The organism is Pseudomonas sp. GW821-FHT07E12 (assembly GCF_058986605.1).
Map to the genome: position 1 here is coordinate 175,501 of NZ_JBYSVX010000005.1, position 17,609 is coordinate 193,109.

Sequence of the window (17,609 nt, forward strand, 5' to 3'; positions counted from 1 at the left end):
CATGCCAAAATTCTTTATTGACCATCCGGTCTTCGCCTGGGTGGTGGCGATCCTGATCTCGCTCAGCGGCGTGATCGCGATCCTCAACCTGGGCGTCGAGTCCTATCCCTCGATCGCGCCGCCGCAGGTCACCGTCACCGCGTCCTATCCGGGTGCCAGTGCCGACACCACCGAAAAGTCGGTCACCCAGGTGATCGAGCAGCAGCTGACCGGTATCGATCACCTGCTGTACTTCAACTCGTCCTCGTCCTCCAACGGCCAGGCCTCGATCACCCTGACCTTCGAGACCGGCACCAATCCGGACATCGCCCAGGTGCAGGTGCAGAACAAGGTCTCGCTGGCCACGCCGCGCCTGCCCTCGGAAGTCACCCAGCAGGGTGTGGTGGTGGCCAAGGCCAACGCCGGCTTCCTGATGGTGGTCGGTCTGCGTTCGAGCAATCCTTCGATCGCCCGTGACGACCTGAACGACATCGTCGGCTCGCGCGTGCTCGACCAGATCTCGCGCGTTCCCGGCGTGGGCAGCACCCAGCAGTTCGGTGCCGAGTACGCCATGAACATCTGGCTCAACCCGGAGAAGCTGCAGGGCTATCACCTGTCGGCCAGCGACGTCTACAACGCGATCGGGGCGCAGAACGTGCAGTTCGCCGCCGGCTCGCTCGGCGCCGATCCGGCACCGGCCGGCCAGGGCTTCACTGCGACGGTGTCGGCCGAAGGCCGGTTCTCCTCGCCCGAGGAGTTCGAGAACATCATCCTGCGCAGCGACGCCAACGGCGCCACCGTGCGCCTGAAGGACGTCGCCCGCATCGCACTCGGCGCCACCAGCTACGGCGTGGACACGCAGTACAACGGCCAGCCGATGGGCGCGTTCGCGATCCAGTTGCTGCCCGGTGCCAACGCGCTGAACGTGGCCTCGGCGGTCGAAGCCAAAATGAACGAGTTGCAGCCCAGCTTCCCGCAGGGCGTGACCTGGTTCGTGCCTTACGACAGCACCTCGTTCGTGAAGATCTCGATCGAGGAAGTGGTCAAGACCCTGGTCGAGGCCATCGTGCTGGTGTTCCTGGTGATGCTGGTGTTCCTGCAGAACTTCCGCGCCACCATCATCCCCACCCTGGTGATCCCGGTGGCCCTGCTCGGCACCTTCCTGGGCATGTGGGTGATCGGCTTCACCATCAACCAGCTGACCCTGTTCGCGATGGTGCTGGCGATCGGCATCGTGGTCGACGATGCGATCGTGGTGATCGAGAACGTCGAACGCATCATGAGCGAGGAGCATCTCTCGCCCCGGGCCGCCACGGTCAAGGCGATGACCCAGATCACCGGCGCGGTGGTGGCGATCACCGTGGTGCTGGCGGCGGTGTTCATCCCCTCGGCGATGCAGCCGGGTGCGGCCGGTGCGATCTACAAGCAGTTCGCGCTGACGATCGCGATGGCGATGGCGTTCTCGGCGTTCCTGGCGCTGAGCTTCACCCCGGCGCTGTGCGCGGCGTTCCTGAAGTCCACCCACGCCTCCGACAAGAAGAACTGGGTGTTCCGCACCTTCGACAAGTACTACGACAAACTGGCCCATCGCTACGTGCGCGTGGTCGGCAACACCCTCAACCGCTCACCGCGCTGGCTGGTGCTGTTCGTGGTGCTGGTGGCGCTGTGCGGCTTCCTGTTCACGCGCATGCCCGGCAGCTTCCTGCCTGAAGAAGACCAGGGCTTCGCGCTGGCGATCGTGCAGTTGCCGCCGGGTGCGACCAAGACCCGTACCAACGAGGTGTTCGAGCAGATGCGTGGCGTACTGCAGAAGCAGGACGCGGTCGAGGGCATGCTGCAGGTGGCCGGCTTCAGCTTCCTGGGCTCCGGCGAGAACGTCGGCATGGCCTTCATCCGGCTCAAGCCCTGGAGCGAGCGCAGCATCACCGCCGAGCAGTTGATCCAGCAGCTCAACGGCATGTTCTACGGGATCAAGGGCGCGCAGATCTTCGCGGTGAACCTGCCGACGGTGCAGGGTCTGGGCCAGTTCGGCGGCTTCGACATGTGGCTGCAGGACCGTTCCGGCGCGGGCCATGACGCACTCACCCAGGCGCGCAACATCCTGTTGGGCAAGGCCTCGCAGGACAAGAGCCTGATGGCGGTACGCCCGAACGGCCTGGAGAACTCGCCGCAGCTGCAACTGCATGTCGACCGTGTCGCCGCGCAGACAATGGGGCTGTCGGTCAGCGACGTGTACAGCGCGATCCAGCTGATGCTGGCGCCGACCTACGTCAACGACTTCTTCTACGAAGGCCGCATCAAGCGCGTGAACGTACGTGCCGACAACGCCTATCGCACCGGTCCGGAATCGCTGCGCAGCTTCTATGTGCCCAGCAGCAGCGCCACCGATGCCGATGGCCAGGCCTCGATGATCCCGTTGAGCAACGTGGTCAAGGCGGAGTGGATTTACGCCGCGCCCTCGCTCACCCGCTACAACGGCTATTCGGCGGTCAACATCGTCGGCAGCCCGGCCCCGGGCGGCAGCTCCGGTCAGGCGATGACGACCATGGAAGGCTTCGTCAACAACGACCTGCCACCGGGCTTCGGCTTCGACTGGAGCGGCATGTCGTATCAGGAAATCATCGCCGGCAACACGGCCACCCTGCTGATGGTGTTGTCGGTGGTCGTGGTGTTCCTGTGCCTGGCCGCGCTGTACGAGAGCTGGTCGATCCCGGTCTCGGTGCTGCTGGTGGTGCCGATCGGCGTGCTCGGTGCGGTGGCGTTCTCGCTGGCGCGTGGCCTGCCCAACGACCTGTACTTCAAGATCGGCATGATCACGGTCATTGGTCTGGCGGCCAAGAACGCTATCCTGATCGTGGAGTTCGCGGTCGAGCAGCGCGCGGCGGGCAAGACGCTGCGCGAGGCGGCGATCGAGGCGGCGCACCTGCGCTTCCGGCCGATCCTGATGACCTCGTTCGCGTTCATCCTGGGCGTGTTGCCGCTGGCGATTTCGACCGGTGCAGGCGCCAACTCGCGTCACTCGATCGGTACCGGCGTGATCGGCGGCATGCTCTTCGCCACCGTGCTCGGCGTGATCTTCATCCCACTGTTCTTCGTGACGGTGCGGCGCATGTTGGGCGACAAGCTGGATGAGCAGTCGCCGGAGTTCATTGAGTCTCGCAAGGAAGCTAGTGGGGCGCGGCCGGATCGTTGATCCGCTTGCCGCATGCATGAAAAAAGAAGCCCCGGTTTTGCCGGGGCTTTTTTTTCATGGAACTCCCAATTCGTCATTCCCGCGAAAGCGGGAATCCAAGGACGTTGCCTTTTCAGAAGGCCCGCAGTGATCTGAACGAAAGTCCTTGGATTCCCGCTTTCGCGGGAATGACGGTTCCGCGAGTTGACATCTACTTCCCTCCCGTCGAATCACGCACCACACGGCGGCCGGTCATCACCAGCCGGCGTACCGGCAGCTGCGGCGAGCGCATGCGTTCGAGCAGCAGCGACATCGCAGCTCGGCCCATCTCTTCGACCGGCTGTTCGATCACGGTGATGCCCGGTTCGACCAGGTCGGTCCAGCGTTCGTTGTCGAATCCCGCCAGCGCCAGTTGCCTGGGCATCACCAGACCTGCGCCGCGTGCGGCCTTCAATGCGCCCATCAGCAGCAGGCTGTTGCTGGCGACCAGAGCCTCGGGGGGTGTCGGATTGACCAGCCATTGACCGACCGTGGCGATGGCCGCTTCCGCGGTCGGTTCGACTTCGCGGTAATCCGGTTCCAGGCCGTGCGCGCGCATCGCGGCGAGATAACCATCGCGGCGTTCGGCGGCGGTGGTGCTGGTGCTGCCGAACAGGCCGCCGATGCGGCGGTAGCCGCGTTCGACCAGATGCTCGACCAGTCCGGCCATCGCCGCCGGGTTGTCGAGCACCACGCTGTCGTGCGGGCCGCCGGGGGCGGCGCGGTCGACCAGTACGGTCGGGTAGTCCAGTGGCAGCCGGTCCAGACGCCCGACCGTGGTCCGGGTCGGCGCGAAGATCAGCCCGCTGATCCGCTCCTCCTGCATCAGTTGCAGGTACAGCGCCTCGCGCTCGGGATCCTCGTCGGTATTGCAGAGGGTGACGCGCATGCCTTCGCGATAGGCGACCTCCTCCACCGCACGGATCAGCGCGGTGAAGAACGGGTTGCGGATGTCGGCCACGATCACCCCGATGATGCCGGTGTGGCGCGAGCGCAGGCGCCGCGCCTGCAGGTTCGGGCGATAGCCGGTCTGGCGGATCGCCGCCTCGACCCGCGCACGGACCTCCTCGCTGACCGAGCCGCCGCCGATCACCCGCGAGACCGTGGATTTGGACACGCCGGCCACACGCGCGACGTCGTTGATGCTGATGCTCACTGGAAACGTTCCCGCCAAATGACCCAAATTCTGGCCGGGTGGCCAGCTAACTGAATGCTAACCCCAAATGACTAGCCGCATTTTGTGCGGTGCACATTGAAATTCGATTTGGGAACGTTCCCAATACACCCCCAGAAACATCCTCCCTGGAGTCCGCCTTGTCGTCCCTGCCCCTCTCCGAACCCGTCAGCCGGGAGCTGATCCGCCTCGATGCGCGGGCGCGCGACAAGGCCGACGCCATCGCCCAGGTCGCGCAGATGCTGGTCGCCGCCGGCTGCGTCGCGCCCGGCTACGAGGCCAGCATGGGCCGCCGCGAGCAGTTGGCGAACACCTTTCTCGGCCATGGCGTGGCGATCCCGCATGGTCTGGGTGAGGACCGCCATCTGGTACGTCGCGACGGCATCGCGGTGCTGCAGCTGCCGGAGGGCGTGGAGTGGAATCCGGGCCAGACCACCCGCCTGGTGATCGGCATCGCCGCGCAGTCCGACACCCACATCACCCTGCTGCGCCGGCTGACCCGCCTGATCCAGGATGACGCGACCCTGCAACGCCTGTTCACCACCGCCGACGCGGCCGAGATCGTGGCTGCGCTGACCGGCGATACCGCACCTGCAGTGGCCGCAGCACCCGCCACCGATCTGACCGAACGCTTCGAGTGGAGCATCGCCTACCCCAACGGCCTGCACGCCCGTCCGGCCACACGCTGGGCCGAGACCGCGCGCGGCTTCTCTGCTCGCGTCCAGGTGCGCGCCGACGCGCAGGCCGCCGATGCCAAGAGTCTGGTCGCGCTGCTGCAGCTTGGATTGCGCCACGGCGACGCGATCGTCGTCTCCGCCGAGGGCGCGGACGCGCCGGCGGCCTTGATCGCGCTGCGCAAGGCGATGGACGCATTGATCGCACAGGAAAAGGCTGACGCCGAGCGCGCGGCACAACGCAAGGCCGCTCCGGTCGCCGGCTGGAACCCGCCCGAGGCGCAGCCGACCGTCGTCGGCATCGGCGCCAGTCCGGGCCTGGCGATCGGCCCGGTACACGTGCTCGCCAGCACCCATGCCGAGGTCACCGACCGCCCCACTCCGCTTGGCGAGGGCGGCGCGCGCCTGCAGGACGCGCTTGGTCGCACCCGCCAGCAATTGCTCGCGCTGCAGGACGACACCCAACGCCGGCTCGGTGCTTCCGACGCGGCGATCTTCAAGGCACAGGCCGAGCTGCTCAACGATACCGATCTGATCACCCGCACCTGCCAGTTGATGGTCGAAGGCCACGGCGTGGCGTGGTCATGGCATCAGGCGGTCGAACAGACCGCCTCGGGCCTGGCCGCACTCGGCAACCCGGTGCTGGCCGGGCGCGCGGCCGATCTGCGCGACGTCGGTCGTCGCGTGCTGGCGCAACTGGACCCGGCCGCGGCCGGCGGTGGGCTCGCCGATCTGCCGTCGCAGCCGTGCATCCTGCTGGCCGCCGACCTGTCGCCGTCGGACACCGCCAACCTCGACACCACGCGCGTGCTCGGTCTCGCCACGGCACAAGGCGGCCCCACCTCGCATACCGCAATTCTCTCGCGCACGCTCGGCTTGCCCGCACTGGTCGCCGGCGGCGGCGAACTGCTCACGATCGCCACCGGCACACCGGCCATCATCGATGGCAGCAGTGGCCGTCTGTATCTGTCGCCGTCCGAGGCCGATCTGGCCTCCGCACGTGCCTGGATCGCCGAGCAGCAGCAGATCCGCGAGCGCGAGGCGGCGCAGCGCGCACAACCGGCGCAGACCACCGACGGCCATCACATCGATATCGGCGCCAACGTCAACCTGCCCGAGCAGGTGCCGCTGGCGCTGGAACAAGGCGCCGAAGGCGTCGGCCTGATGCGTACCGAGTTCCTGTTCCTCGAACGCGGCAGCACCCCGAGCGAGGACGAGCAGTACGCCACTTACCTGGCGATGGCGCAGGCGCTGGACGGCCGTCCGCTGATCGTGCGCGCGCTCGACATCGGCGGCGACAAGCAGGTCGCGCATCTTGAGCTGCCGCGCGAGGAGAACCCGTTCCTCGGCGTGCGTGGCGCGCGTCTGCTGCTGCGTCGCCCCGACCTGCTGGAACCGCAGCTGCGCGCGCTGTATCGCGCAGCCAAGGACGGTGCACGGCTGTCGATCATGTTCCCGATGATCACCTCGGTGCCGGAGCTGACTGCATTGCGCGCGATCTGCGAGCGCATCCGCGTCGAACTCGACGCGCCGCAGCTACCGGTTGGAATCATGATCGAAGTCCCGGCCGCCGCCGCGCAGGCCGACGTGCTGGCACGCCATGCCGATTTCTTCTCGATCGGCACCAACGACCTGACCCAGTACGTGCTGGCCATCGACCGGCAGAACCCGGAACTGGCCGCTGAAGCCGACAGCCTGCACCCGGCGGTGCTGCGCGCGATCCGCGCCACTGTCGAGGGTGCGCGCACGCAAGGGCGTTGGGTCGGCGTCTGCGGCGGTCTTGCCGGCGATCCGTTCGGCGCCGCGCTGCTGGCCGGGCTCGGCGTGGACGAATTGTCGATGACGCCGAACGACATCCCCACGGTGAAGGCACGCCTGCGCAGCGTCGCCCTGACCGACCTGCAGGCGCTGGCCGAAAAGGCGCTGGACTGTGAAACCGCCGAACAGGTGCGCGCACTCGATCGGAGCGCGGCATGAGCGCACGTGCCGTCACCATCACCCTGAACCCTGCGATCGATCAGACCATCCGACTGGCGCAGTTGCAGCCGGGCCACGTGCACCGTGCCCGCAGCGCGCGCGACGATGCCGGCGGCAAGGGCATCAACGTCGCCGCCTGCCTGGCCGACTGGGGCGTGCCGACCACCGCGCTGGGCGTGCTCGGCACCGGCAACGATGCTGCGTTCCGCACGTTGTTCGAACAGCGCGGCATCACCGACGCCTGCTTGCGCGTGCCCGGCCAGACCCGCACCAACATCAAGCTGGTCGAGGACGAACGTGGCGAGACCACCGACATCAACCTGCCCGGCCTGACCCTGGGTGCGGCCGAACTGGACGTCGTGGCCGAGCGACTGACCACACTGCTCACCCCCGGCCTGCCGGTAGTGCTGTCCGGCAGTTTGCCGACGGGCTTGTCCACGGATGCGTGGGCGCGGTTGCAGGCACAAGCCAGCGCCGCCGGCGCTCGTGTGCTGCTGGATACCAGCGGTGAAGCGCTTGTCACCGCGCTGGGCGCCGCCAATGGCGCGCTGCCGTATGCGATCAAGCCGAACCGGCACGAACTGGAAGCCTGGACCGGCACGCCGCTGCCGGATCGCGCCGCACTGCTGGCCGCAGGACGCGCATTAATCGAACGCGGGATCGCGCTGGTCGCCATCTCGATGGGCGCCGACGGCGCGCTGTTCGTCGATCGCAACGGTGCGCTGATCGCGCGGCCGGCGCGATTGGCGCAGGGCAGCACGGTCGGTGCGGGCGATGCGATGGTCGCCGGCATCGCCGCCGCACTGCTGGAGCCATCGTTCGATCTGGCCGCCTGCGCACGACGGGCGACCGCGTTCTCGATGAGTCGATTGGAAAGCGGCGACGCGCGCAAGCTCGACCCGGCGCAGGTACGCGCGTGGGCCGAAGAAGTGCTGATCGAAACCCTGCCGTTGTAGGAGCGGCTTCAGCCGCGACGGGCTTTACCGGTAATGCCCATCGCGGCTGAAGCCGCTCCTACGAACAGCAAAAAACCGGATTCCAGGAGTTCCCATGCAAGCTTCCATCGTGGTCATCGCCGCAGGCGAACGCAGCATCGAAGCGGTTCTCGCCGCCGAGGCACTGCGTCGCGCTGCCCGCCAGCGCGGCCTCGAACTGGCGATCGAGATCCGCAGCGACCAGGGCGTGACCGGCGCACTATCGATCGATCAAGCAAGCACCGCCACACAGGTGCTGGTGATCGGCGATGGCGAGGCCGATACCGCGCGCTTCGGCAACGCCGGGATCGCGCACGCCAGCCTCGGCGCGGTGCTCGACAACCCAACGAGTGCGCTTGCGCAGTTTGTCGTTCCCGGCGCAGCAACGTCTGCCGCCACCAACACCACCAGGCACATTGTCGCGGTCACTTCCTGCCCGACCGGTATCGCTCACACCTTCATGGCCGCCGAGGGCCTGCAACAGGCCGCCAAGGCATTGGGCCACCCGATCCGGGTCGAGACCCAAGGCTCGGTCGGCGCGCAGGACGCGCTGAGCACGGAAGAAATCGCCGCTGCCGATCTGGTGCTGATCGCCGCCGATCGCGAGGTCGATCTGTCGCGCTTCGCCGGCAAGCGTCTGTACAAGAGCGGCACCAAGCCGGCGATCAACGATGGTCAGAATCTGATCCGCAAGGCCTTTGCCGAAGCACGTACTCACGGCGTCGCCAGCGAGTCCAGCGCCGCGCCGGAGAAGACCAAGGTCGCTGGTCCGTACAAGCACCTGATGACCGGCGTGTCGTTCATGCTGCCATTCGTCACCGCCGGCGGCCTGCTGATCGCGCTGGCGTTCGCGATCGGTGGCATCTACGCCTTCGACGACGCACACAAGGGCACGCTGGCCTGGTCGCTGTTCCAGATCGGCGCCAAGGCCGGCTTCACCTTGATGGTGCCGGCGCTGGCCGGCTACATCGCCTACTCCATCGCCGATCGCCCCGGCATCGCGCCGGGCATGATCGGCGGACTGGTCGCAGCCAACATGGGTGCCGGTTTCATCGGCGGCATCCTGGCCGGTTTCATCGCCGGCTACGGCGTGTACTGGCTCAATCGCGGACTGCGCCTGCCGCGCAGCCTGGAAGGGCTCAAGCCGGTGCTGATCCTGCCGGTACTCGGCACGCTGCTGGTCGGCCTGCTGATGATGTACGTGATCGGCAGCCCCGTGGCCGAATTGCTGGCCTGGTTGACCGACTGGCTGCGCGGCATGCAGGGCAGCAGCGCGATCCTGCTCGGCCTGTTGCTGGGCGGCATGATGGCGGTGGACATGGGCGGGCCGGTCAACAAGGCCTCCTATGCGTTCTCCACCGCGCTGATCTCCAGCCAGGTCTACACGCCGATGGCCGCGACCATGATCGGCGGCATGACCCCGCCGCTCGGCATCGCGCTGGCGACCTGGCTGTTCCGCAATCGCTTCACCAGCGAAGAACGCGGCACCGCCGGTGCTGCCGGCGTGCTCGGCTTGGCCTTCGTCACCGAGGGCGCGATTCCCTACGCCGCACGCGACCCGCTGCGCACGATCCCCGCACTGGTACTCGGCTCGGCGGTGGCCGGCGCGATTTCGATGGCCGCCGGTGTCGAACTGAAAGTCCCGCACGGCGGCGTGTTCGTACTGCCGATTCCGAATGCGGTCAGCCATCTCGGCATCTACCTGCTGGCGCTGCTGGTCGGCGTTGCCGTCACCGCCATCGCCCTGCGTGTCCTCAAGAAGCCGGTCACCGCACCGGCCTGATATCCCGCCACCGCCGTACATCCTGACCGGCATCGTTGCCGCCGGCTTGGGCTGCTGCGTCCGCAACGATCTGCCCCGGAGCCCCCTGCCATGTCCGCCCATTCCCTCCCGCGCCTGCTGACCGCCGCGATCGCGCTGGCCCTCGCCCCCCTGGCGCATGCCGCCGATACCAGCGACATCTTCACCCCCAAGCTCGCCTACACCGGCGAAGCCGCCGCCACGCTCGATGGCGGCAAGAAGAGCGGCACTGCCTATGCCGGCCAGCTGATGTTCGGCGCCGACATCAATCTCGATGCCGCCTTCGGCTGGCGCGGTGCCACGCTCAAGGCCTACGGCATCAATCGCCATGGCACCAATCTCGCCAACAGCAGCACCGGCAACAGCACTTCCGTGCAGGAAATCTACGGCGGCCAGGGCACCCGTCTGGCCAATCTGACCATTGAACAGAAGCTGCTCGATGACCGCCTGGTACTGGAAGCCGGCCGCAGCGTCGCCAACATCCATTTCCTCGGCTCGGAGCTGTGCCAGTACTTCCAGGGCAACTCGGCCTGCGGCAACCCGACCTACGTGTTCCGCACCAGCAATTTCACCTGGTGGCCGGTATCGAGCTGGATGGCCGATGCCACCGCCTGGGTGACACCCAACGTCTACCTGCACCTCGGCGCCTACCAGGTCGATCCGAGCCAGGCCGAGGACGGCCAGCATGGTCTGAAGTGGAGCACCAACCAGGCCACCGGCTGGATCATGCCGTACGCGATCGGCTGGCAAAGCTCGCCCTCCGCGCGCCTGAAAGCCAAGTACGAAATCGGAGGCTGGCAGGACAACTCGACCTACAACGATCCGCTGCGCGATGCCTACGGCACTCCCGCACTGCTCAGCGGCCTGGATTACGCGACCCGCCATGGCCGCTCCGGCGCGTTCGCACGTGTCGAACAACAAGTCACCAGTGATGGCAACGGACGTGGCCTGACCGTGTTCGGCGCCGTGCTCAAGGGCACCTCGGGCCAGCTGATCGAGGATTACTTCCTGCAGGCCGGGCTGGTGCAGAAAGGCACCTTCGCCAGCCGTCCGCAGGACAACATCGCCTTCGTGGTGACCCAGCAGAAGTACAGCGACATCGCGCTGGAGAACCTGCGCCTGGCGCGCGCCGCCGCAGGCGGCACCGGCACCCCGCATGACAGCCAGGTGATGATGGAACTGAGCTACGGCATCCAGATCACGCCGAAGCTGCGGATCGCCCCGAACCTGCACTACATCGTCCATCCGGACCAGTTCGACGAGCCGGCGCGTCTGCATGACCTGCCGAATGCATTGATCGCCGGCATGCGGATCGACTGGAGCTTGTAACGCTCGCGGTTGTTCTACGCTGGCGCCATTCAACAGCTCAGAGATCGTCATTCCCGCGAAAGCGGGAATCCATGGACGTAGCCCGGCGGTGGATGCAACGACATGCGCCGCGTGCCCGAAACGGCATTTTGGAGCAACCATTGCCTCATCTGCCCGAAAGTCCATGGATTCCCGCTTTCGCGGGAATGACGATCTGGAAAAAAATCACACAGATCTTCGCGGCGACAAAGAGCCTTGTCGCACCAACATGTCGCCACCTTGCCGGCACACGCCAAAATCCAACACATGCTTGGCCAGCGGACAGCTAGCTGAACCCGGATGACCCACCGGATCGCAGCATGCATCGCTCTATACAACCCGCGTGCCAGGATGGCTCTCCACCCGCGTAGGAGATCTCCGATGAAGCTGCGTACTGTATTGCTCGCCATCGCAGCGGCGCTGGCACTCAGCGCCTGCTTGCCACCGTTCCACCACCATGACGGCCCCGGCCGTGATCGCGGTGGCGATCGTGGCGGCGATCGTGGTGATCGAGGTGGTGGTGGTGGCGAACCCAACTGATCCAGAGTCACCGCTCTCGACAAACAACAAAAAAGCCGCGCCTTTCGAGGTGCGGCTTTTTTGTTGGCAATGACCGGCGCAGACGCCGGCGACACTCAGGGACGGCGCGCGAGCGCCTCCACGTCCTTGGCCTTCGGCAGCAGATCCTGCTTGCTGACCGCGAACGGCCCGATGCTCAGCAACGGCACCGCGACGATGATCGAGGACACCACCACGATCACCGCGCCGACCATGTGGGTCTCGGCCAAGCCTTCCATCGACGAGCCGCCGTACATGTACAGCGCCAGTGCCGACAGGAAGAACATCACCGCCGTGATGATCGTGCGCGACAGGGTCTGGTTGATCGAACGGTTCAGCACTTCCAGCGAATCCACGCGCAGGCTGCGGAAGTTCTCACGGACGCGGTCGAACACCACGATGATGTCGTTGATCGCAAAGCCCATCACCGACAGCATGCCGGCCAGCACGGTCAGGTCGAACTCGCGACCGAGCAGCGACATGTAGGCAATGGTCAGGATCAGGTCGAAGAACGCGGTCAGGCTGGCCACCACCGCGAACTTCCACTCGAAGCGGAACGCGATGTAGATCAGGAAGCCCACCAGCATGAAGACCGTCGCGTAGACGCCGTTCTTCGCCAGGTCCTTGCCGACCTGCGGACCGACGAACTCGCCCGGCTGCACGGTGGCCGGGTTGTCGGCGGTGGACACGGCCTGACGTACCTGATCGGCAATCGAATGCGAGGCATCGTCGGCGTTGTTGTGCTCGCCGTGCGGCTGCAGACGCACCATCACGTCATTGCCACCGCCGACGCTCTGCGCCTGCGCGCCCTCGAAGCCGGCCGTGGCCAGCTTCTCGCGGATCGCATCGACGTCGACCGGCTTGTCGAAGTGGGTGTGGACCACGGTACCGCCGGTGAACTCCAGCGCGTAGTTGAAACCCCTCAGGCCGATGATCGCGATCGAGGCCACCAGCAGCACCAGCATCAGCGCCAGCACCGGGCGGCGGTGACGCATGAAGTCGATCTTGGTGTCGTTCGGGATGAGATGGAGCGGGAACAGTTTCATGATGTCTATCTCATTCCTTAGATGGCTACCGACTTCAGCTTCTTGCGACGGCTGTAGATCAGCGTCGCCAGCGCGCGCGACACGGTGATCGCGGTGAACATCGAGGCGAAGATGCCGATGATCATGGTCAGCGCGAAGCCCTTCAGCGGACCGGTACCGAACGCGTACAGCGCCACGCCGACGATCAAGCCGGTCAGGTTGGCGTCGAGGATGGTGCCGCCGGCCTTCTCGTAGCCGGCCACGATCGCCGACTTGGGCGGCATGCCGTGGCGCAGCTCCTCGCGGATTCGCTCGTTGATCAGCACGTTGGCGTCCACCGACAGGCCCACCGACAGCGCCAGACCGGCAAAACCGGGCAGCGTCATGGTCGCGCCGAACAGCGACATCACCGATACCACGATCAACAGGTTGAACAGCAGCGCCACCGAGGTGATCGCGCCGAACACGCGGTAGTAGACGGTGAAGAACGCCAGCGTGAACAGGAACGAGAACACCACCGCGTGGATACCGCGCTCGACGTTCTCCGCACCCAGGCTCGGGCCGATCACGTATTCCTCGACGAAATCCATCGGCGCGGCCAGCGAACCGGCGCGCAGCAGCTTGGCCAGGTTCTCGGCCTCGCTCTTCTCCAGACCGGTGGTCTGGAAGTTCTTGCCGAACACACCGGCGATACGGGTCGGCGCCAGCGCTTCTTCCTTGACGCGCACGCTGCGCACTTCCTTGCCGTCGACCATGCTCACGGTCGGGATGCGCTCGATGTAGACCACCGACATCAGCTTGCCGACGTTGGCGCTGGTGTAGTCCAGCATGCGCTGGCCGGCGAAGTTGTTGAGGGTCACGCTGACCGCCGGCAGACCGTTCTGGTCGGTGGCGACGCTGGCGCTGACCATCTGGTCGCCCGACACCAGCACGCGCTTGCTCAGCAGCACCGGCGCGCCGCTGTCGCGCAGGCGGTAGACCTTGGCTTCCGGCGGGATGTTGCCGGTGCGCACCGCGTCCTCGGCATTGCCCTCGATCACACCGCGGAATTCCAGCGTGGCGGTCGCGCCGATCAGGCGCTTGGCCTCGGCGGTGTCCTGCACGCCCGGCAGTTCGACCACGATGCGGTCTTCGCCCTGGCGCTGGATGATCGGCTCGGCCACGCCCAGTTCGTTGACGCGGTTGCGCAGCGTGGTCAGGTTCTGCTCGATCGCGCCGCTGGCGATCTGCTGCAGTTCGGCCTGCGGCACGGTCACCGCGATGGTGCTGCCGGAAGCCGAGTAATTCAGGCTCGGCTGGGCCTTGGCCAGCGCGATGCGGGCGGTGTCGGTATCGGCGCCCTCGCCCAACTGCACCTGGATGCTGTTGTCGGGACGGCGATCGACGCTGCGATAGACGATGCGGCCGTCACGCAGCGTGGTGCGGATGTCCTCGGCGAAACCATCCAGACGCTTGTCCAGCGCCGCCTTCTGGTCCACCTGCAAGCCGAAGTGCACGCCGCCGACCAGATCCAGACCCAGCACCATGGGCTTGCCGCCCAGCTTGGCCAGCCAGTTCGGCACGGTCGAGGCCAGGTTCAGCGCGATGGTGTAGTTCTCGCCTATCTGCTGACGCAGCACGTCGTTGGCGCGGGTCTGCGCTTCCAGCGACGGCAGGCGCACGATCAGGCTTTCGCCCTCCTTGGCCACCGACTTGGGCGTGATGCCCGCCGATGTCAGGTCGGCGCTCACGCGCTCGCGCAACGCATCGTCGATCTGCCCGCCACGGTTGGCGTTGATCTGTACGGACGGGTCCTTCTGGTACACGTTGGGCAACGCATACAGCGTGCTCAACACCAGCGCGACCAGGATCAGGAAATACTTCCAGCGGGGAAATTCGAGCATTGCGACGGTCCTGCGCGGCGCCGTCCCGGCGCCACGCCTAGCGTAGGTGAGGATCGATCAGTTGGCCGACTTCAGCGTGCCCTTGGGCAGCACGTGGCCGATCGCGCCCTTCTGCACGCGCACGCGCACGTTGTCGGACACTTCAACGGTGATGAAGTTGTCGCCGATGTCGGTGACCACGCCGGCCAGGCCGCCGTTGGTGATGACCTCGTCGCCCTTGCTCAGCTTGTCGAGCATGGACTTGTGTTCCTTCTGCCGCTTCATCTGCGGGCGGATCATCAGGAAGTACATCACCGCGATCAGGATGATCGGGAACAGCAGCGTGGTGAGCCCCATGCCGCCAGCCGGCTGGCCGCCACCGGCGGTCTGTGCCTGAGCGGCGGGAATCAGGAAATCGAGCAGGTTCATCAGGTTGCTTCCTATCGTTGGATGCCAGCCCGCCTGGAGGCGTGCCGGCCGTTGTGGTCGCCGCCGCAGCGGAGGTCAGCCATAAAGTATGCCATGGCTTATGCGAGCCCTCGCGGGAGCCCGCGCATCCATGTGCGGGGGATCAGCGTCGGGCCCCGGCAATCTTCCAGCCGCCGTCCCCGCGAAGGCGGGGGCGACGATCGGTTATTCCCCGACCAGCGGCGGCGGCACCGCCCCTCTGGCCGCATAGAAAGACCGCCGGAACCCGGTAAAGGTTCCCGAGGCGATCGCCGCGCGCATGTCGGCCATCAACTTCTGGTAGTACCAGAGGTTGTGCAGGGTGCCCAGCATCGGCGCCAGCATCTCGTTGCAGCGGTCCAGGTGGCGCAGGTAGCTGCGGGTGTAGCCGTTGCGGCAGGCGTAACAGCCGCAGCCGGGTTCGATCGGGTCCATATCGCGCTCGTACCTGGCGTTGCGGATGCGGACGGTGCCGAACGAGGTGAAATAGTGGCCGTTGCGGGCATTGCGGGTCGGCATCACGCAATCGAACATGTCCACGCCGCGCGCCACGCCTTCGACCAGATCCTCCGGGCGGCCCACGCCCATCAGGTAGCGTGGCCGGTCGCTCGGCAGGATCGGATGCAGGTGTTCGAGCATCGCGTTGCGCTCGTGCTCGGGCTCGCCCACCGCCAGCCCGCCGATCGCGTAGCCGTCGAAACCGATCGCCTGCAACCCCTCGGCCGAGCGGCTGCGCAGGTCGGTATGCACGCCGCCCTGGACAATGCCGAACAGCGCCGCGTCGTTACCAAGCCCATCGTGTGCCTGCCGCGAGCGCCCGGCCCAGCGCAGGCTCAGCTCCATCGAGCGGCGCGCGACGTCCTCGGTGGCCGGGTACGGCGTGCATTCGTCGAAGATCATCACGATGTCCGAATCCAGCACCTTCTGGATCCGCATGCTCTCCTCAGGCCCCAGGAACACCCGCGAGCCGTCGGTCGGCGCGGAGAACGTGACGCCTTCCTCGGTGATCTTGCGGCGATGCGCCAGCGAAAACACCTGGAAGCCGCCGGAATCGGTCAGGATCGGCCCGTCCCACTTGCAGAAGCCATGCAGGCCGCCGTGATCGCCGATCACATCCAGGCCCGGCCGCAGGTACAGGTGGAAGGTGTTGCCGAGGATGATTTCCGCGCCCAGCTCGCGCACCTGCTCGGGCAGCACGCCCTTGACCGAACCGTAGGTGCCCACCGGCATGAACGCCGGGGTCTGCACGGTGCCGCGCGGGAAGGTCAGCTGGCCGCGCCGGGCGTTGCCGTCGGTGGTATGGAGCTGGAACTGGAGTCGGGACATTGATTGGAGGCAGGGATTGGGGATTCGGGATTGGAGATTCGTAAACCGGGGTGACACGGGGGGACTGCTTCTACGAATCCCGAACCCCCAATCCCGAATCCCCGCCCCACAACAACATCGCATCGCCATAGCTGAAAAAGCGATAGCGCTGCTCGATCGCGTGACGATAGGCCTCGAAGATGCGCTCGCGGCCGGCGAAGGCGGAGACCATCATCAACAGCGTGCTTTCGGGCAGGTGGAAGTTGGTCACCATCGCATCGACGCTGTGGATGCGGTAGCCGGGAAGGATGAAGATCTGGGTTTCGCCCGCGAACGGCTGCAATTCGCCATCGCGCATCGCACTCTCGAGCGAGCGCACCACGGTCGTGCCGACCGCGATCACCCGGCCGCCGCGCGCGCGGGTGCGACGCACCTGCTCGACCAGTTCCGCGCCGACGTTGAGCCATTCGCGATGCATCACATGCTGCTCCAGCGCGTCCACCCGTACCGGCTGGAAGGTGCCGGCACCGACGTGCAGGGTGACGTGGCCGAACTCGACGCCGCGCTCGCGCAGGCGTGCCAGCAGCGGCTCGTCGAAGTGCAGGCCCGCGGTCGGCGCGGCCACCGCCCCCACTTCCTTGGCGAACACGGTCTGGTAACGCTCGCGATCATCCAGGCCCGGCTCGCGACGGATATACGGCGGCAACGGCAGGCGACCGGCATGCAGCAACCACTGCTCCAGCGGCTCGGACACCTCGAAGCGCAGCACATAGAACTCGCCATCGCGCCCCAGCACCTCGGCTTCGCCGCCGGCATCGAGCGCGATCCGGCCACCGGCCTTGGGCGATTTGCTGGCACCGATCTGCGCCCGCGCCTGCTGCCCGCCGAGCAGCCGCTCGATCAGGATCTCCACCCGCCCACCACTGGCCTTCTGTCCGAACAACCGCGCCGGGATCACCCGGGTGTCGTTGAAGACCAGCAGATCACCCGGCTGCAGCAGCTCCGGCAGGTCGCGGACCTGGCGATCCTGCATCGCGGCAGGCCCCGGCGGAACGATCAGCAACCGGCTGGCGGAACGCTCGGCGAGCGGAGCCTGGGCGATCAGTTCATCGGGCAGCTCGTAGCGGAAATCGGACTTCTTCAAGGCGGGATGGCGGGCGGATCGGGGGCGGGCATTGTAACGGGCAGGGATTCGGGAGTCGGGATTGGGGATTTGTAGCAGCGGCTTCAGCCGCGAAGGGGCTTTCCCGATAACGCCCTGTCGCGGCTGAAGCC

Annotated in this window: 12 protein-coding genes; 6 read left to right on the plus strand and 6 right to left on the minus strand. The window is 66.5% G+C overall.

The window, feature by feature from the left end; translation table 11 throughout:
- Position 1: 1 nt before the first annotated feature.
- Positions 2–3,172 (plus strand): efflux RND transporter permease subunit, encoded by a 3,171-nt coding sequence (locus tag AC3WJE_RS05490; RefSeq protein ID WP_493729772.1) that lies wholly within the window; start codon positions 2–4, stop codon positions 3,170–3,172.
- A gap of 190 nt (positions 3,173–3,362) precedes the next feature.
- On the opposite strand, the gene AC3WJE_RS05495 is transcribed toward AC3WJE_RS05490, so the two are convergent.
- Positions 3,363–4,346 carry a LacI family DNA-binding transcriptional regulator gene (locus AC3WJE_RS05495; RefSeq protein ID WP_493729773.1) on the minus strand — a complete coding sequence of 328 codons (984 nt, stop codon included), beginning with the start codon at positions 4,344–4,346 and terminating at the stop codon, positions 3,363–3,365.
- Between the two features lie 158 nt (positions 4,347–4,504).
- Here AC3WJE_RS05495 and ptsP point away from each other — a divergent pair, with 158 nt between their 5' ends.
- The 5 genes from ptsP (at position 4,505) to AC3WJE_RS05520 (ending at position 11,677) form a co-directional block, all read left to right on the plus strand.
- On the plus strand, positions 4,505–7,015 hold the full coding sequence (gene ptsP / locus AC3WJE_RS05500; protein ID WP_493729774.1) for a phosphoenolpyruvate--protein phosphotransferase: 2,511 nt from the start codon (positions 4,505–4,507) through the stop codon (positions 7,013–7,015).
- Positions 7,012–7,971, plus strand: coding sequence for a 1-phosphofructokinase (gene pfkB / locus AC3WJE_RS05505; protein ID WP_493729775.1), 960 nt, complete (start codon positions 7,012–7,014; stop codon positions 7,969–7,971). The genes ptsP and pfkB overlap by 4 nt, the downstream gene beginning before the upstream one ends.
- 94 nt (positions 7,972–8,065) lie before the next feature.
- Positions 8,066–9,772 (plus strand): PTS fructose transporter subunit IIC, encoded by a 1,707-nt coding sequence (locus AC3WJE_RS05510; RefSeq protein WP_493729776.1) that lies wholly within the window; start codon positions 8,066–8,068, stop codon positions 9,770–9,772.
- A 90-nt stretch (positions 9,773–9,862) separates the two neighbouring features.
- Complete coding sequence (locus AC3WJE_RS05515) at positions 9,863–11,119, plus strand: carbohydrate porin (RefSeq protein WP_493729777.1); 1,257 nt, start codon at positions 9,863–9,865, stop codon at positions 11,117–11,119.
- Between the two features lie 399 nt (positions 11,120–11,518).
- Positions 11,519–11,677, plus strand: coding sequence for a hypothetical protein (locus tag AC3WJE_RS05520; RefSeq protein ID WP_493729778.1), 159 nt, complete (start codon positions 11,519–11,521; stop codon positions 11,675–11,677).
- Between the two features lie 95 nt (positions 11,678–11,772).
- Here the strand turns inward: AC3WJE_RS05520 and secF are convergent, their stop codons facing one another.
- From secF to queA, 5 genes are all read right to left on the minus strand, one after another.
- Positions 11,773–12,741 carry a protein translocase subunit SecF gene (gene secF / locus AC3WJE_RS05525; protein WP_493729779.1) on the minus strand — a complete coding sequence of 323 codons (969 nt, stop codon included), beginning with the start codon at positions 12,739–12,741 and terminating at the stop codon, positions 11,773–11,775.
- 17 nt (positions 12,742–12,758) lie between these two features.
- Positions 12,759–14,603, minus strand: a complete 1,845-nt coding sequence (secD, locus tag AC3WJE_RS05530; protein ID WP_493729780.1) for a protein translocase subunit SecD — start codon at positions 14,601–14,603, stop codon at positions 12,759–12,761.
- Positions 14,604–14,660: 57 nt separating this feature from the next.
- Positions 14,661–15,011 (minus strand): preprotein translocase subunit YajC, encoded by a 351-nt coding sequence (yajC, locus tag AC3WJE_RS05535; RefSeq protein ID WP_493729781.1) that lies wholly within the window; start codon positions 15,009–15,011, stop codon positions 14,661–14,663.
- Positions 15,012–15,215: 204 nt separating this feature from the next.
- A complete protein-coding gene (gene tgt, locus AC3WJE_RS05540; RefSeq protein ID WP_493729782.1) occupies positions 15,216–16,355 on the minus strand; it encodes a tRNA guanosine(34) transglycosylase Tgt in 1,140 nt (379 codons plus the stop codon).
- 70 nt (positions 16,356–16,425) lie between these two features.
- Positions 16,426–17,478 carry a tRNA preQ1(34) S-adenosylmethionine ribosyltransferase-isomerase QueA gene (gene queA / locus AC3WJE_RS05545; protein ID WP_493729783.1) on the minus strand — a complete coding sequence of 351 codons (1,053 nt, stop codon included), beginning with the start codon at positions 17,476–17,478 and terminating at the stop codon, positions 16,426–16,428.
- Positions 17,479–17,609 lie beyond the last annotated feature (131 nt).